A 15267-nucleotide genomic window follows, 5' to 3' on the forward strand; every position below is an offset into this window, starting at 1 on the left:
CAAAGAATTCGAGGAGTGCGGGCATCTTGCCCGCTTCTTCACCCTTTATCCGGACTTAATATCAAGCCTTGGCAAACAGTTCAGAAAAACTTTTTTCTGTTGCTTGTTCTTGGGTGACAATTTCCACAATTTTATTCCGAGATTCTGGACAAAACAGAGCTTCTACGCAGACTTGAGCCACTTTTTGGCGAGGAATACTCCCTTCAAATAAAGTATCGGCTTTAGACATAACAATCGCCTGGGTATTCTCTTCATTTTTTAATCCTCCAGGGCGAACAATGGTGTAGGGTAAGCCACTTTGGATTAAATAATCTTCGCCCTGTTTTTTCCACCATAAGACTAACCAAAATAGATTGAGAGGATGGAAAAACTGAGACACGCAGAGGGAAGACACCAACACCAACTGTTGAATCTGCTTTTCTTGGGACACTTGTACCAGGTTTTTAATCCCTTCATAGTCTACCTGATAGGGGCCCGTAGGATCTAAACTCGGTCTTGCCCCCAGAGCGCTCAACACGACGGTACTATCCCCTAATGCTTGTTTGAGACTGTCCCGATTGAGAAGATTACCCGTGACGAGTTCGACTTCATCGGGGAGAATTGAGCGAGCAGCTTGCAGATCTCGTACGAAGGCGATCGTGGGAATCTCGCGCTTGACTAACTCATGAACAATCCGTTTTCCGGTTTCTCCAGTTGCTCCAGCCACAAATGCTTTCATGGTTTTCTCGGTTTTTTAAGATTTCTCTACAAATATTAACATTATAGGCTAAACCTTGGTTTGATAAGGGTTTTCAGAGGTCTATCGATCGAGATCGCTATCGAGGTGTGATCTCGATTATAGGAAAATAAAGGTAGATTTGTATACTAAAAAATAAGTCAAATCTATTGACTCAGTTTAGGCAGAAATCGGAGATCGCATCATTTGCATAATTAAGTAAATATGCTGGTGATAGTTTCTCAGCCAGCAGCCAGTTGTCCAAACTATGGGGATAGTTCAGAATTATGAAACTTCAATCGACTGTAGAGCAATACAAAAATTCATCGGATGTAGTTTTGGGTGCAGTTCCAGAGTACGCTGGCTGGGAAAATGGGCAGGAAGAGAGCCTGAAGGAACCGTTCCAATTTTCCACATTAGCCCAAGGGAAGCTCTTGTTTAATGCCCATCCCCAAACCGTTGCTGACTATCTCGACGATCATCAGGGATGGTTTTGCCGTTGTGCAGCACCGATGACTGTACGGCCGATTGGGAAGAATGGCTATGCTTTGGTGATTGGTAAATTCGGTTCGTTTGGCTATGAAGTGGAGCCGAAGGTGGGTTTGGAAATGAAACCCCAACTGCAAGGAGTCTATGCGATTGAGTCTATTCCACTGCCGGATGATGGGGATCTGGGATATGAGGTGGATTTTCGCTCATTGATGGAGTTAGTAGAAGCGGTGGATCGGGTGAGTGAAGAGGGCGTAATGACCTATGCCCAATGGACGTTGGATTTGAAGGTGAGGGTTTATTTTCCTCAGTTTATTCATGCTCTACCCCAAGGCTTGATTCAAAAAACGGGCGATCGCCTCTTAGCCCAAATTGTACGTCAAGTTTCCAATTGTCTCAATCATAAAATTCTCAAGGATTTTCATCGCACCTACGATCGCTCTTTTCCCCACCAACCGAAAAAATAATCTCAAATTGGGCTAAGGTGGGCACTGCCCACCTTATCTGTATGGGGTTAAGAGAACATTTTCTCTAAAATTCGGTTAACAATATCAAGACCGGTAACGGCTTGCCAGGCAAATAAACCAACTAAAACGGTATTGAGGGTAATGTGGCTATAACGAGCGAGATCGTTACCTTTTTGCATCCAGGGGGTAAGGGCAGCCGAAATAGAAATCACCCCAGTCATGGCTAAACCGACGATTAAATGGGGGCCAACAAATAGCTTACCATTATTGATGTAAGTAACGGCCATTCCTCCCAGGGTTCCCATGACCATGAGGGCTAAAATAATGGAACTGAGTTGATGGTGTCTGGCGTTAAATTTTCCTTTGATGAGTTCTTTTTTGGCATCGCCGGTAGCGCTGCGGGTTTCGCGAATTTTGAAGCCCAGATACATGCTATAGAGAATCAGGGCGAGTAAAACCCACATTAAGAAGGGATGGAAAAATTGACTCCATAGTTTAATGGATTCTGGAATCTCCATGGGTGTCTCCGTGAGAAGTCGTTTACAAAACTTAACTTATCACAAAACGATGGCTTAGGGTAAAGGGCCATTGATCTGAGCCTGGAAGCCATAAACTTGGCGACTGCCGACAAAGGGAATGAGGGTAACTTCTCTCTCGTCCCCTGGCTCGAAGCGGACGGCGGTTCCGGCGGGAATATCGAGGCGCATTCCTAGGGCGCGATCGCGATCGAAGTTCAGAGCCGAATTGACTTCATAGAAGTGGAAATGGGAGCCGACTTGAATGGGTCGATCGCCGTGATTTGCGACGGAAAGGATGACCGTGGGGCGATCGCGATTCAGTTCAATTTCTCCTGCTTCAACTAACAATTCTCCAGGAATCATAGACCTTACCTCATGCACGAATGGGATCGTGGACAGTAACTAATTTTGTGCCATCGGGAAACGTGGCTTCAACTTGCACTTCAGCTAACATTTCACTGATGCCATCCATCACATCTTCTTGGGTTAACAACGTTGTGCCTAATTGCATCAATTCTGCTACCGTTTTCCCTTCCCTTGCTCCTTCTAAAATGGCTGATGAAATATAGGCCACGGCTTCTGGATAATTCAGCTTCAAGCCTTTTTCTTTCCGTCTTTCTGCCAATAGGGCTGCTGTAAAAATTAATAATTTATCTTTTTCTTGGGGAGTCAGTTGCATAGTCGATTCGCCGATTAACCTATCTTTTTTTATAGCATTTATTGACAATTTTATCTCAAAATGCCAAAATTAAGCTTAGATGCTATACTGGCCATACTCTAGGCTTAAATAAGTTTTCCTGTCCATTAGCTTGAGCTAAAATCCGCCAAACCTCCATAAATAAACGCTTTCCAGTTTCAGTAGAATCCCCTCGATAGCGACAGAGGAGGCCTTGAGGCAGTCGAGTGACCCCAACAGAGAACTTTTTTTCAGAAGGGGGAAAAACAGCGCGTACCTCTTCTAGGAGCGATCGCCCGATCGCCCCCCCCAACCAACAAAGAGACCCCACCACCGGATAGCCCCCCAAACCATAATCAGACTCTAAAGCGCCCTGGGAAGTGGAGCTGTTCTGAGCATCTACCCAGAGGGGCATTCCCTGCTGGTTGACCTGAGTTCGGGAGCGCCATTGTCCGAGATCGAAGCCCTCCCCTAGGGCTGTGCGTCCCAACCTTGTCCACTCCCACCCACACCACATCGCCCCAGGAGACAACTCCACCTCCAGCTCTTGCTGATAGAAAGCCCCATCAAACAAAATCGTCTCTAGAGGAAACCAGGTTAAGCTTGCCCCTGGCTCAATCTCGATCCGTACCTGGGTTCGAGCCATCTGTCCCCCAGAGCGATACACCTTAGTCGCTGAAGGCGTAGTCCAGAATACAGATGTTTGTGGCATTAAATGTAAAGACAAAGAAAGGCGATCGCCCCCAACCAAACCCCCCGCCGTATGCAAAAGAACACTTTGGCAGTTTCCCGAACCGAGATTGTAAAATGGACGTTGAAGCTTCAGAGGCGCAACCATCTCCTCAACCACTGGATAAGTTCGGCCCGCAGACAGCCGATACTGAACCGATAACTTCCCTAGCCATTGAGTAGACCGGATGTTCAATCTTGCTCCTGTAGAATCAAGCATTTACCCATTGTAAAAAGTTGTAAACAGAAGGAGAGGGGATCTTCGAGTAAAATTTAGGTCTAGCATCTACCCTAAAACCTCTAAAATTAGACCCCAATGGGAAGACATCCTGGAAATAGATATCTGTGATTGGCTAGTCCCTAATCCTATCATGACCAGTCATCCCCTTAATTGCTGACGGACGCAAGAGTATGGCACAATCTGAATTTACCGACCTGACCATGATACCCGAACCCTTCCTGCTCTCGGTCTGGAATCAAACCTCAGTAGCTATGGGCATTCTTGACCAGGACGCAAGCTTAATTTATCTCAATTGTGCCTATGCCGAACTCCATAATGCTGCGGTAGGAGATCTACAGGGAAAACCGCTCAATCTCTTTTTTCCCTGGGATCTAAGCCAAGCCAATCTAGGGGACATTCTACCCAAAAGCGATCGCCAACACTATACTTGGACGCTCAAACAGGCTCAAGTCAAATCTGTTGATGTAGAAATCATGCCCTTATGCCAAGCTACCAAACGCTGGCTAATTCAACTGCATCCTCAATCGCCCCCAACTGGAGAAGTCAGTCAACTAGCCCTCAATATCCCTGGCATTATCTATCAATTTCGCCTCACTCCTGAAGGAAAAGCCAGCTTTCCCTACATCAGTCCCAGTTGCATTCATTTATTTGGCTTTGATGCACTCACCATTCAAAGTGATGCCTATACGATCCTAGAGCGGGTGCATCCAGCAGACCAACCCTATTTTCATCACCTCATTCAACAGTCAGCAGACCAACTTACCCCTTGGAAATGGGAAGGAAGATGGTTACATCCCCAAAAAGGACTGTGCTGGCTACAAGGAGCTTCCCAACCCACCCTGATGAATGATGGTAGTATTGTTTGGGATGGGTTACTGATGGATATTAGCGATCGCAAACAGATAGAAGCCCAGCTTCAAGAGAGCGAAGAACGCTATCGTCTCATGACCGAAAACACGCGAGACTTTATTGCTCGCTATAGTCCCCAAGGAATTTGTTTATATGCCTCCCCCGCTTGCGAGAACCTCCTCGGTTATACCCCCCAAGAACTGCTCGGAAGCCATGTAGAAGACCTATTCCATCCCCAAGATTTACAACGCTTACAAAAAGACCATCAACGCCTACTCGATCCCACCGATATTACCACCCTTACCTACCGCATGGCCCACAAACAAGGGCATTATTTATGGTTTGAAACCACCATTGGCCGTTTATACGATCCCCAAACCCACAAACTCCAAGAACTCATTACCGTTGCTCGCGATATTACCGAGCGTCAAGATACCCAAGCCACCTTTGAACAACAGGCGGAAAAAATTACCAAGATTTTAGAAAGTATCAGCGATGCTCTCTTAACGGTCGATCAAGAAAATCATGTAACCTATGTGAATAGCCAAGCCCAACAGCTATTCTTTGCCGACGAGCAGGAGTGCTTAGGCAACTCCCTATGGGATTTATTGCCCCAATTTTGGGAAAACATCTTAAAGCCCGAATGCGATCGAGCGATTCTGGAGCAAAAAGCGCGGCATTTAGAAACCTTTAATCCCACTTTACAAAAATGGTTAGATGTAGCCATTTATCCATACACAGAGGGGTTATCAATCGCCATTCGGGATATTTCCGAGCGCAAACAAGCAGAAGCTGCCTTATTAGAGCGATCGCAACTCTCTACTTTAGCGGCAGAAGTCGGCAAAACCCTGGGACAAGGGGGAGATTTACCCGCACTTTTAGATCGCTGTACCCAAATTTTCGTCGAGCAACTTGAAGCGATTGGCGCTAGAATTTGGACATTTGATGCCGAAACCCAAATGTTAGAATTACAAGCCTTATCGGGGCCCATTACCTTAACCGATCCCCTACAGGCTAGAATTCCATTAGGCATTTCTGTGATTGGATTTATCGCCACCCGCCAACAAGCCTATTGCACCAATCATACCACCAATGATGTCTGTATTGGCGCTCCCGCCTGGATTTCTGACCAAAATATTCAAGCCTTTGCCGGATATCCCTTAATCGTCGAAGAGCGACTGTTGGGAGTCCTTGCCGTCCTCGGTCGCTATCCCTTCAGCGAAGAACTTTATCAGATGTTAGCTTGGATTTCCGATGCGATCGCCTTGGCCATTGACCGCTCCTGGGCCAGAAGTGAATTAATTAGCCGTCGAGAAGGCTTATTATTTGGGTTAGCCAGTCAAATTCGTAAGTCTTTAGATCTCAATACCATTTTAGATACCGCCGTTCATGAAATTCGCAATCTTTTGCAAATCGATCGCTGCCATTTTCTCTGGTGTATTTTACCCGGAAGAGAGAGTCAAATTGAGCATCCTCCTATTTTAACCATTACCCATGAATCTCAAGAACGAGATTTACCCAGTTTATTAGGAGATTATCCTATTACTCAAGTGGGTGAGTTGATCGAAAAATTTCAGTCTTTGGAAATTTTTCGCATTGATGATACCCGCATCAATAGCGATGAACATCCCTATCATCAAGAATTATTAGACCTATTTGGGATTACCTCGGAATTATTAGTTCCTTTGCAAACCCATACCGGTCAATTGGGTGCTATAGTCTGTAGCCAATGTCATCAATCACGAGTCTGGACGGATAGCGAGGTGGAACTGTTGCGAGCCGCTTGTGACCAATTGGCGATCGCCATTGACCAATCGGAACTCTATACCCAAACCCGTGCCGCCGCCTTCCATGCCCAAGCCCAAGCCCAACAATTAGAACAAACTCTCAAAAAACTCAAACAAACTCAAGCCCAATTAGTACAAACGGAAAAAATGTCCGGCTTAGGGCAAATGGTCGCGGGAATTGCCCATGAAATCAATAATCCTGTTAATTTTATTAATGGTAATTTACTTCATACAGGAAATTATATTCAAGACTTGTTAGGACTCTTGGAACTCTATCAAAAACACTATCCAGAACCCGATGAAGAAATCCTAGACGAAGAGGAAGATATTGATGTAGAATTCCTCCGGGAAGATTTACCCAAAATGCTCAATTCAATGAAGGTAGGAGCCGATCGCATTAGTCAAATTGTGCTGTCCCTGCGGAACTTCTCCCGCTTAGATGAAGCAGAAATGAAACCCGTTAAAATTGATGAAGGCATCGATAATACTTTGCTGATTTTGCAGCATCGCTTGAAGTCCACAGGGTCATTTGGAGGAATTGAGATCATTAAAAACTATGCTGATTTACCCAAAGTGGAATGTCACGCCAGTCAGCTTAATCAAGTGTTTATGAATATTATTAGTAATAGCATTGATGCTCTGGAAAATCGAGACGATCCGAGGGAAATTACCATTACCACAGGAACAGGGAAACCCAATGAGTGGAAAATTCCCCATGTGGTGATTCGGATTCAAGATAATGGTCAAGGGATGACGGAAGAAGTCAAGCGTCGATTATTCGATCCGTTTTTTACGACCAAGCCTGTGGGGAAAGGAACCGGTTTAGGGATGTCGATTAGTTATCAGATTGTGGTGGAAAAACATGGGGGATTGATTGATTGTTTCTCAGAACCCGGAAAAGGAACAGAATTTGTAATTAGAATCCCTGTTAAACCTCTGGAGATCGGTCATAAGTAATAAGTAAATACCCCCTATCCCCCTATGCCCCCATTCCCCCACCTTAGAAGAGCAACTGCTGTAGGTAGTGGTAACAATCCAAGGATTGTGCTATAATGAAAGATGGTGTCTTAAGAACAGAGGTAAATCAATTACCCATGGCTAAAAAGGGTATGATCGAGCGGGAAAAGAAACGCCAAAGGTTAGTACAGAAGTATGCTCAGAAGCGTCAAGAGTTAGTTGAGCAGTTCCGGAAAGCCGATGATCCAGGGGAGAAATTTGAAATCCATCGTCAAATCCAACGTCTTCCCCGCAATAGCGCTCCCAGTCGTTTGCGTAATCGCTGTTGGGCTACGGGCCGTTGCAGAGGATATTACCGCGATTTTGGCCTATCTCGCCATGTGATTCGGGAGATGGCCCACGAGGGACTCTTACCCGGTGTGGTCAAATCGAGTTGGTAGATGGAGATCAGGGAAGGGATTGGTTAACAATCCCTAGCCTTGACCACAACAAGTATCAATCCCTAGACTTTCGAGCAATAAATCACTAATGGCATTGGCGATCGCAAACTCGCCATAGAAGCTTTCAGAAAAATCAAATCCCTGCATTTCAGTAACAATGGCAATCACCAGGGAACCAAGATCCGTTTCCCCTTCCAATCGATGTCTGACATAGACTTGGGTTGCTCGTTGGGCAATTTTATGATTGACCGGTTCCGGTAGAAACTCTTGATCGAGCCACTGATGCAGGTTTTTTTGTAACCACTTGCCCTCCTGTTGAGCATCTTCAGCTAGAGGTAAAGTAATCGGTTGAATCGGTTCAGTCATGAGATAAAGTACAGATCGGGTTGTGCCTTCAGATGGACGTATTATAATAGACGATTATGGATTATGATATCCCCTTAATTATCGATGGGTATCGCCAAGGCTTGTTCTTGATGGCCAATGATGAGGATGAAGAAGACTCCTCAGCTTTAGGTTGGTATTCGAGTAATGCTCGAACTCTAATTCCCCTCGACGATCGCTTTCGATATCCGAAATCCTTACAACGAGTTCTTAATCAAAACTGCTTTTCCGTTGCCATTAATCGCGATTTTGAAGCAGTGGTAGAAGGCTGTGCCGATCGCCCTTCCACCTGGATTTCTCCACAGCTTAAACAAATTTATTATGCTCTTCACCGGGCTGGATGGGCCCATAGCTTTGAAACCTGGCAAAATGATACCCTAGCTGGAGGAATTTTAGGGATTGCCATTGGTGGCGCATTTATTGGGGAATCAATGTTTTTTCGGATTCCCGATGGCTCCAAAGTAGCCATGGTTAAATTAGTGGAGTGGTTGCGCGATCGCCAATTTACAATCTTTGACGCACAGATGATGAACCCCCATTTAGCCCGATTCGGTGCTTATATTATCAGCGATCCACAGTATCAGACTCTATTACAAAAAGCGGTTAAACAACCTTGCGTATTTTACCCCTGATTGCCCAAAATGATCCCTTCAACTCACCCGTTGCTCTAAGGGAGCATATTGGCGAATTAACGCCACGATTTGGCTATCTTCAAAGGCTTGAGCTAATTCTAAAATGCGATCGGCAAATCGGGAATAGTCAAGATTTAAATCTTTCAACCGCAGACTTTCCTGCACAATTCCCTCAATATCCCCAATTTGAGCCGCTTGATGCAGAGCAATGAGTTCACGACTTGGAGGAATCTCAAACCCCTCTAAAGGCACTGGTGCGGAGGCTTCCCATTCCAAGGCTTCATCTTCCCAACATTCATCGCCATCTGTAGGATGAAGCATCTGATGCATACTGCGTAAAACATCATAACTACAGCTTTCAATTGAGCGTAGGTGAGCCTGTTGTTCTAGACTTAGATCGGATTCACTATAGAGCATTTGGACATGCCCTAAAATCCCATGTAATGGCGTGCGAATCTGGTGATTGAGACGATCGATCCAGTTCCATTTTAGGGGTGGGTTATCCGGGAGAGAAACCCAACGATCGAAATCGTTTTTTTTATGCCCAATCCCTTGCCAGCAAGAGCTTCCTTTTAAATGAGTTTCCAAGCGCGATAATAATTCTTCTGCCTCAAAAGAATTCAGTAAATAATCGATTTGATAATCCAAATAAAAGGGATAACGATCGATCAAATCTTCTAAAGTGGTCATCGCTACTACAGGAATCAAGTGCATGACGGCTTCACTACATAATGAGGCGATGTCTGATAAGTCGGCAGGAGGCTCACCGCCACGATCGAGTAGGATTAAGTCCGGCGGATCGGTTAAACTTTCCGTCGATCTTGCCTGTGTATAAGATAGGGTTTGTGTGCGATAACCACTCTCTTCTAATAGACTCAAGATCGGTTTTAAATCGCTTAAAAAGTTATAGATTACTAAAATTTTTTTCTCACTTGTCGGCATGGTTTTAAACTCCTGGATTAAGAAGATTTATTGGGGGGAAAATGGTCAGCAAAATGAATTTTAAATTGAGTGATTTCTTGGGCTAACGCTGAGAGTTGTTCTTGCCCTTGGATCGCCAGAGTTTCTAAGGTGGCTACCCGTTGTTCTAGGGCCGCGTGCTGTTCCGGAGTCGGTTGGTCAGAGGGAAGTACCCCCTGTTCGACACAGCGAATCATAAAGTTGATAAAGGCTTCTGTGGCTGTTGTTTTACCACAAACCGCTTTGAAGTCTTTCCAGAGTTTTTCGTCAGTCTTAAAGGTGACTAACTTACGTTTGGAGGTCATAATCCATCATATATACATCATATATATGATAGCATAGGCGAATCGGTAATGGGTATCTGAATCCCCCCATCCCCCCATCCCCCTATCCCCCTACCTCCCAATCAACATCGGCAGCATGATAGCCCCGATCTAGGAGTTGGGGATTTTCAAACTCTTGGAGTGCCTGTTGCCAAATGCTGTAACCCTGGAGACTCAGATGAATACCATCGGTCGTTAGGTTGCGATCTAGATTTCCTTGGTCGTCGGTAAAACGGGCATAGAGATCGAGATAGGTAGCTCCTTGTTGATGGGCGATCGCCCCTAAATGCCCATTGAGGCGACGAATACGGTCATTGGGAATCGCTGCTAACCGGGTGGGTAACAGGGATTGCAGGATAATTTCTGCATGGGGGTGTTGTTGACGCAAGGTTTGCACCAAGGTGCGCCAATTTTGGATAATCACCTCATCGGTGACTCCCTGACGCAAGTCATTAATTCCGGATAAAACAAAAATGCGATCGGGTTGGGTAGGTTTGAGGAAATGCAACCGTTTGAGGATATGGCCGGTTGCTTCTCCAGACACACTTTGATTGAGCCATAATTTACCTGGGGGGAGTTGGTCATGGGGAAACCAAACGCTGAGGGAGTCTCCCACCAAGACATTTAAGCGATTATGGCCTTGACCGGTGGCGATCGCCTTAGCTTCGAGTTCTAATAACCACTGCCATTGTTGATGGGTTGGCTGTTCTGTGGCTTTTAGGGCCCGATCTGCAAAACTATCAGCAGGTAGACGAGTATAGATCTTACCCGCTTGCAAAGCAGCCAGTCGTTGTTGATACAGTTGAATTCCTGATACCGGTCGCCAATTGACCGGCATTGGGGCAACCCTCGCTTGAAGAGGAAAGATCGGTAAAATCGGTGGTTGACTCCAGCTCGACTGAACCCCCCTACCCACTGAACCCAACTGGGGTTGAAAGTCCTCCACTGTGGGTAAAGTATCCAAAACTTCCTCAACAATCCTTGCTAAAGACCTCTCCGAGAAAGTTTGAGGGACAGGAGGGTCTAACTCATCGATTGGGGGAACTTTGAGCAGTCCGTCGCCGAGATCGGCTACTGTCCCTTGGGCCAGTAGACTGAGTGCCAATAAACTATAGTGACTCATACCAGGGGATGCTGACAAATCATCTTTTCTTTCTTTGACAGCCCTGAGTATCCAAGTCAGGATAAGTTGCTTTTGCTGTTGGCGAGGAACCGAAACCTTTTCTCTCCGATTCCTCCCCTACCCTAATGAACAGCAGGTGATTGTTTTCTCAAGTGCCCTCTAAAACGATTTGGCTTCTTGCCGGGCCCGTTCGGCTTCTTCGGGATGAATGCCTAAGCGCGTCAGATTGACTCGTCCTTTGCTATCAATCTCGCGGACTTTAACAATCACTTCATCGCCGACAGCCACCACATCTTCGACCTTACCTACTCGTCGATCTTCCAATTGGGAAATATGGATCATCCCTTCTTTGCCCGGAAGGAATTCTACAAAAGCCCCAATTTGGATAATGCGAGTGACTTTACCCAGATAAACCTCTCCAGCACTGAGGGTTTTGGTCATGCTTTCAATCATGAACTGGGCTTGTTTCGCCTTGTCTGCATCCGAACTATAGACCATGACTGTGCCATCATCTTCGATATCGACTTTAGCTCCAGTTTGTTCGGTAATGCCCTTAATCGTTTTGCCACCGGGGCCAATCACTAAGCCGATTTTATCCGGGTCAATTTTGAAACTAATGATCCGGGGAGCATAGGAGGACAACTCCTTGCGGGGAGTGCTGAGGGTAGCCAGCATCTTTTCTAGAATGTGCAACCGAGCCGGTTTGGCTTGTTTGATAGCATCGGCAATGATACTTACGGGTAATCCAGTAATTTTCATATCCAATTGCAGGGCGGTAATCCCGGAGTCTGTCCCGGCTACTTTAAAGTCCATGTCACCGAGAAAGTCTTCGATACCTTGGATATCAGTAAGAATCCGGACTTCATCTCCTTCTTTAATCAGGCCCATGGCTGCGCCGCTAACGGGTTTGGAGATGGGGACACCGGCATCCATCAGGCTCAGGGTAGAGCCACAGACCGATCCCATGGAGGTAGAGCCGTTGGAGGATAGGACTTCAGAGACGACCCGAATCACATAGGGGAAGTTCTCTTTTGCAGGTAATACGGGCATAATCGCCCGTTCTGCCAGAGCGCCGTGGCCAATTTCCCGACGGCCGGGCGATCGCATGGGTTTGGTTTCGCCGACGGAGTAGGGGGGGAAGTTGTAGTGATGGATATACCGTTTTTGGGCATCGGGATGGAGGTCATCGAGTTCTTGGGCATCCCCAGAGGTTCCTAGGGTGACGATGGACATCACTTGGGTTAATCCTCGGTTGAAGAGGGCACTACCATGAACCCTCGGAGGCAAGAGGCCGACCATGCAGGAGATGGGGCGCACTTCATCGAGTTTGCGGCCATCAACGCGCACGCCATCTGTGACAATTTGTTGACGCATCAGTTTTTTCGTCAAGCTTTTGAAGGTTTTGCCGATCGCCTTATCATCAGCTTCTGCGGCTTGACGAATCGGATCGTCTTCGGCTAATTGGGCGATCGCCTCAGAAACTTCATTAGCTTGAATTTCATCGAGCAGTTGATCGCGGGTAGGCTTATCCAGGTCGAATTGGGAGAGAACCCCTTTAATTTTCTCTTTAGCGCGATCGCTAATAAAATTGGTCAGGGTGGGGTCTTCCTCTGGCGGTGCTTCCGTCACTAATTCGATCCCCATATCTGCCATTAGTTCCCGTTGGGCATTGATTAAGTCACAAACCGCTTCATAACCAAAATCGATCGCCTCAATGATATCCTGTTCGGGCAGTTGGTTGGCTCCCGATTCCACCATAATCACCCCATCAGGCGATCCCGCTACTACTAGATCGAGGTCGCCATTTTCCACTTCTGTATAAGTGGGGTTAATCACAAAATCATCGCCGACTAAACCCACCCGCACGGCAGCCATCGGCCCGTTAAAGGGGATTTTCGCCAACATCACCGCCAGGGATGCGCCCGTGACCGCTAAAATATCGGGGGGAACCCGGTCATCCATGGACAGGGTAGTCGCCACGATTTGGATATCATCCCGCAACCAGGAAGGAAACAGAGGACGTAAGGGGCGATCGATTAAACGGCTAGTTAATATGGCTTTTTCTGACGGTTTTCCTTCTCGACGCAGAAATCCACCCGGCACTCGTCCGGCAGCATACAGTCGCTCTTCATAGTCAACCAGTAGGGGTAGAAAATCGATTCCTTCCCGTGCTGCTGCACGAGTTGCAGTGACTAAAACTGCTGTATCTCCCGATTGGATCAGAACTGAACCACCAGCTTGAGGCGCAAGAATTCCCACTTTTAGTCGAATATCCCGTCCGTCAAAGGATATTGACTTGTCTATCTCTACCATGCCATTCGTTACCTTTTTATAGACACTTCTTTTCGTTTCTTCTCTGTGGCAATCCTAACATTGATGTTTACCCGATGGTGATAGCGATCGGGTTTTTGGCTACGTTAGCAGGGAGAACAGGGAAGTAAAGTCTTTATTCTATCAAGGTTTGGCCCCTTTGATGTGGGTTCGTTCGCTACCTCTAGAACGATGAGGTAGGGAGGCAGAATTGGCGATCATCATCCTAGGTTGGGTTGAGAAAAATCGTAGACCTCTTGCAAAACTTTAGCCCAACTTTGAGCTAGGGAGTCGAGGAGGCGATCGCCAATTTCCGCTGTTGCCCCCGTCGGATCGCCCAATATGCCACTTTTACTCAGTTCATGGGTTGCCCAAGCAAAGGGCAGTTTACCTTCCATAGACAGTAAGCTATTTTCTGAGGGTAACCCTTGGGGATATTCTTTGACAGCGCGTTCCATATGCACCTGCTCTGGGAGTAGGGAGAGTAAAAGGCTGGTTTCTCCCAGATCGGCGTGAATACTGAGTTCTGGATGTTCCTGATTTTTCAGCAGTTCACCCGATGGGTTGGGAACTCGCCACACGAAGAGGGGAAAAATCATCAGATCCGGGTATTGAATATGCAAGTCGCGGGCGATAATGCTAATTACTTCGGGTTGTCCCCCATGGGCATTGAGAAAAACCAGTTTGCGAAAACCAGCACGATAGATGCTTTCTCCCACTTCTTGGAGTACCGAGAGTAGGGTTTGGGCAGTGAGGGTAATGGTTCCAGGAAAGTTTATATGTTCGTTCGATTTACCGTAATATTGGGTGGGTAAAGCGTAGACGGGGAGAGTTTCAGGCAGCTTTTCCATGGCTCTACCGAGGACTCCCGTGGCGATCGCCGCATCTACAATTAAAGGTAAGTGCGGCCCATGTTGCTCGATCGCCCCTACCGGTTGCACAATCACTACATTTTCCTTATGGGGCATATCCCGAATCTCTGTCCAAGTTAAATAAGGAAAAAAGCGCTGGGGAGGAATGAAACTATGCATGATTTTTAGGAAGATCTATAATAAGTCATCATACAATGGCGAAAGTTTTTCAACTCTCGATTCGATTATGACTGCTCTTACCCTGAACTTAAACTCAATTCACATGACTGACGAGCAATTTTTCCAACTCTGTCAGGATAACCGCAATTTAAGATTTGAGCGCAATGCTAATGGAGAATTAATTATTATGCCACCGACCGGAGGAGAAACGGGTAACCGTAATGCGGGTATCACAGCACAACTGTGGATCTGGAATGAGCAGACTCAACTGGGCCTAGTTTTTGACTCTTCCACCGGTTTTAAGTTACCCAATGGTGCAGACTGTTCTCCTGATGCTGCTTGGATACCGAAAGAGCGTTGGGAGCAGTTAACCTCAGCAGAGCGGAAGGCCTTTCTCCCCCTGTGTCCAGATTTTGTGATTGAATTATTGTCTCCTAGTGATAGTTTGAACTCCACACAACAGAAAATGGCAGAATATCGAGACAATGGAACTCGTTTAGGATGGCTGATCATTCCCCGTTCACAGCAAGTGGAAATTTATCGCCCTGGTCAAGAGGTGGAAATTTTAGAAAATCCCGATCGGCTATCTGGAGAAAGCGTTTTACCGGGATTTATCTTGACGCTCTAATCGATGGT

Annotated in this window: 16 protein-coding genes; 5 read left to right on the plus strand and 11 right to left on the minus strand. The window is 46.4% G+C overall.

The window, feature by feature from the left end; genetic code table 11:
* Positions 1–61: 61 nt before the first annotated feature.
* On the minus strand, positions 62–718 hold the full coding sequence (locus tag AC3FZD_RS11940) for an SDR family oxidoreductase (RefSeq protein ID WP_488736241.1): 657 nt from the start codon (positions 716–718) through the stop codon (positions 62–64).
* A 284-nt stretch (positions 719–1002) separates the two neighbouring features.
* Between AC3FZD_RS11940 and AC3FZD_RS11945 the strand changes: the two genes are divergently transcribed.
* Positions 1003–1671: a DUF1997 domain-containing protein gene (locus AC3FZD_RS11945; RefSeq protein ID WP_488736242.1), complete on the plus strand. Its 669-nt coding sequence runs from the start codon at positions 1003–1005 to the stop codon at positions 1669–1671.
* A gap of 47 nt (positions 1672–1718) precedes the next feature.
* Here the strand turns inward: AC3FZD_RS11945 and AC3FZD_RS11950 are convergent, their stop codons facing one another.
* From AC3FZD_RS11950 to AC3FZD_RS11965, 4 genes are all read right to left on the minus strand, one after another.
* Complete coding sequence (locus tag AC3FZD_RS11950) at positions 1719–2189, minus strand: DUF4079 domain-containing protein (protein ID WP_488736243.1); 471 nt, start codon at positions 2187–2189, stop codon at positions 1719–1721.
* A gap of 54 nt (positions 2190–2243) precedes the next feature.
* Positions 2244–2552, minus strand: coding sequence for an urease subunit beta (locus AC3FZD_RS11955; RefSeq protein WP_488736244.1), 309 nt, complete (start codon positions 2550–2552; stop codon positions 2244–2246).
* Positions 2553–2562: 10 nt separating this feature from the next.
* Positions 2563–2868 carry an urease subunit gamma gene (gene ureA, locus AC3FZD_RS11960; RefSeq protein ID WP_488736245.1) on the minus strand — a complete coding sequence of 102 codons (306 nt, stop codon included), beginning with the start codon at positions 2866–2868 and terminating at the stop codon, positions 2563–2565.
* A gap of 82 nt (positions 2869–2950) precedes the next feature.
* Positions 2951–3814, minus strand: coding sequence for an urease accessory protein UreD (locus tag AC3FZD_RS11965; protein WP_488736246.1), 864 nt, complete (start codon positions 3812–3814; stop codon positions 2951–2953).
* Positions 3815–4005: 191 nt separating this feature from the next.
* On the opposite strand from AC3FZD_RS11965, the gene AC3FZD_RS11970 reads away from it, so the two are divergent.
* Both AC3FZD_RS11970 and rpsN read left to right on the plus strand, forming a co-directional pair.
* Positions 4006–7428, plus strand: coding sequence for a PAS domain S-box protein (locus tag AC3FZD_RS11970; RefSeq protein WP_488736247.1), 3423 nt, complete (start codon positions 4006–4008; stop codon positions 7426–7428).
* A 137-nt stretch (positions 7429–7565) separates the two neighbouring features.
* Positions 7566–7868: a 30S ribosomal protein S14 gene (gene rpsN / locus AC3FZD_RS11975; RefSeq protein ID WP_488740331.1), complete on the plus strand. Its 303-nt coding sequence runs from the start codon at positions 7566–7568 to the stop codon at positions 7866–7868.
* Between the two features lie 33 nt (positions 7869–7901).
* Here rpsN and AC3FZD_RS11980 read toward each other — a convergent pair whose 3' ends face one another.
* A complete protein-coding gene (locus AC3FZD_RS11980) occupies positions 7902–8234 on the minus strand; it encodes a DUF8822 family protein (protein WP_488736248.1) in 333 nt (110 codons plus the stop codon).
* Between the two features lie 56 nt (positions 8235–8290).
* Between AC3FZD_RS11980 and aat the strand changes: the two genes are divergently transcribed.
* Complete coding sequence (gene aat, locus AC3FZD_RS11985) at positions 8291–8884, plus strand: leucyl/phenylalanyl-tRNA--protein transferase (protein ID WP_488736249.1); 594 nt, start codon at positions 8291–8293, stop codon at positions 8882–8884.
* An 18-nt stretch (positions 8885–8902) separates the two neighbouring features.
* On the opposite strand, the gene AC3FZD_RS11990 is transcribed toward aat, so the two are convergent.
* The 5 genes from AC3FZD_RS11990 to AC3FZD_RS12010 form a co-directional block, all read right to left on the minus strand.
* Positions 8903–9826, minus strand: coding sequence for a histidine kinase dimerization/phospho-acceptor domain-containing protein (locus AC3FZD_RS11990; RefSeq protein ID WP_488736250.1), 924 nt, complete (start codon positions 9824–9826; stop codon positions 8903–8905).
* Between the two features lie 17 nt (positions 9827–9843).
* Positions 9844–10149 (minus strand): hypothetical protein, encoded by a 306-nt coding sequence (locus tag AC3FZD_RS11995; RefSeq protein WP_488736251.1) that lies wholly within the window; start codon positions 10147–10149, stop codon positions 9844–9846.
* Positions 10150–10231: 82 nt separating this feature from the next.
* Positions 10232–11290: a GDSL-type esterase/lipase family protein gene (locus tag AC3FZD_RS12000; RefSeq protein ID WP_488736252.1), complete on the minus strand. Its 1059-nt coding sequence runs from the start codon at positions 11288–11290 to the stop codon at positions 10232–10234.
* A 159-nt stretch (positions 11291–11449) separates the two neighbouring features.
* On the minus strand, positions 11450–13603 hold the full coding sequence (locus AC3FZD_RS12005) for a polyribonucleotide nucleotidyltransferase (RefSeq protein ID WP_488736253.1): 2154 nt from the start codon (positions 13601–13603) through the stop codon (positions 11450–11452).
* Positions 13604–13821: 218 nt separating this feature from the next.
* Positions 13822–14631 (minus strand): creatininase family protein, encoded by an 810-nt coding sequence (locus tag AC3FZD_RS12010; protein WP_488736254.1) that lies wholly within the window; start codon positions 14629–14631, stop codon positions 13822–13824.
* Between the two features lie 67 nt (positions 14632–14698).
* On the opposite strand from AC3FZD_RS12010, the gene AC3FZD_RS12015 reads away from it, so the two are divergent.
* Complete coding sequence (locus tag AC3FZD_RS12015; protein ID WP_488736255.1) at positions 14699–15259, plus strand: Uma2 family endonuclease; 561 nt, start codon at positions 14699–14701, stop codon at positions 15257–15259.
* Positions 15260–15267 lie beyond the last annotated feature (8 nt).

The sequence above is a fragment of the Roseofilum sp. KMC-1 genome (assembly GCF_057802075.1).

Excerpts from the sequence above, each read along its gene's own strand:
- AC3FZD_RS11940 (WP_488736241.1), bottom strand. The coding sequence starts at position 718 with ATGAAAGCATTTGTGGCTGGAGCAACTGGAGAAACCGGAAAACGGATT.
- AC3FZD_RS11945 (WP_488736242.1), top strand. The coding sequence starts at position 1,003 with ATGAAACTTCAATCGACTGTAGAGCAATACAAAAATTCATCGGATGTA.
- AC3FZD_RS11950 (WP_488736243.1), bottom strand. The coding sequence starts at position 2,189 with ATGGAGATTCCAGAATCCATTAAACTATGGAGTCAATTTTTCCATCCC.
- AC3FZD_RS11955 (WP_488736244.1), bottom strand. The coding sequence starts at position 2,552 with ATGATTCCTGGAGAATTGTTAGTTGAAGCAGGAGAAATTGAACTGAAT.
- ureA (WP_488736245.1), bottom strand. The coding sequence starts at position 2,868 with ATGCAACTGACTCCCCAAGAAAAAGATAAATTATTAATTTTTACAGCA.
- AC3FZD_RS11965 (WP_488736246.1), bottom strand. The coding sequence starts at position 3,814 with ATGCTTGATTCTACAGGAGCAAGATTGAACATCCGGTCTACTCAATGG.
- AC3FZD_RS11970 (WP_488736247.1), top strand. The coding sequence starts at position 4,006 with ATGGCACAATCTGAATTTACCGACCTGACCATGATACCCGAACCCTTC.
- rpsN (WP_488740331.1), top strand. The coding sequence starts at position 7,566 with ATGGCTAAAAAGGGTATGATCGAGCGGGAAAAGAAACGCCAAAGGTTA.
- AC3FZD_RS11980 (WP_488736248.1), bottom strand. The coding sequence starts at position 8,234 with ATGACTGAACCGATTCAACCGATTACTTTACCTCTAGCTGAAGATGCT.
- aat (WP_488736249.1), top strand. The coding sequence starts at position 8,291 with ATGGATTATGATATCCCCTTAATTATCGATGGGTATCGCCAAGGCTTG.
- AC3FZD_RS11990 (WP_488736250.1), bottom strand. The coding sequence starts at position 9,826 with ATGCCGACAAGTGAGAAAAAAATTTTAGTAATCTATAACTTTTTAAGC.
- AC3FZD_RS11995 (WP_488736251.1), bottom strand. The coding sequence starts at position 10,149 with ATGACCTCCAAACGTAAGTTAGTCACCTTTAAGACTGACGAAAAACTC.
- AC3FZD_RS12000 (WP_488736252.1), bottom strand. The coding sequence starts at position 11,290 with ATGAGTCACTATAGTTTATTGGCACTCAGTCTACTGGCCCAAGGGACA.
- AC3FZD_RS12005 (WP_488736253.1), bottom strand. The coding sequence starts at position 13,603 with ATGGTAGAGATAGACAAGTCAATATCCTTTGACGGACGGGATATTCGA.
- AC3FZD_RS12010 (WP_488736254.1), bottom strand. The coding sequence starts at position 14,631 with ATGCATAGTTTCATTCCTCCCCAGCGCTTTTTTCCTTATTTAACTTGG.
- AC3FZD_RS12015 (WP_488736255.1), top strand. The coding sequence starts at position 14,699 with ATGACTGCTCTTACCCTGAACTTAAACTCAATTCACATGACTGACGAG.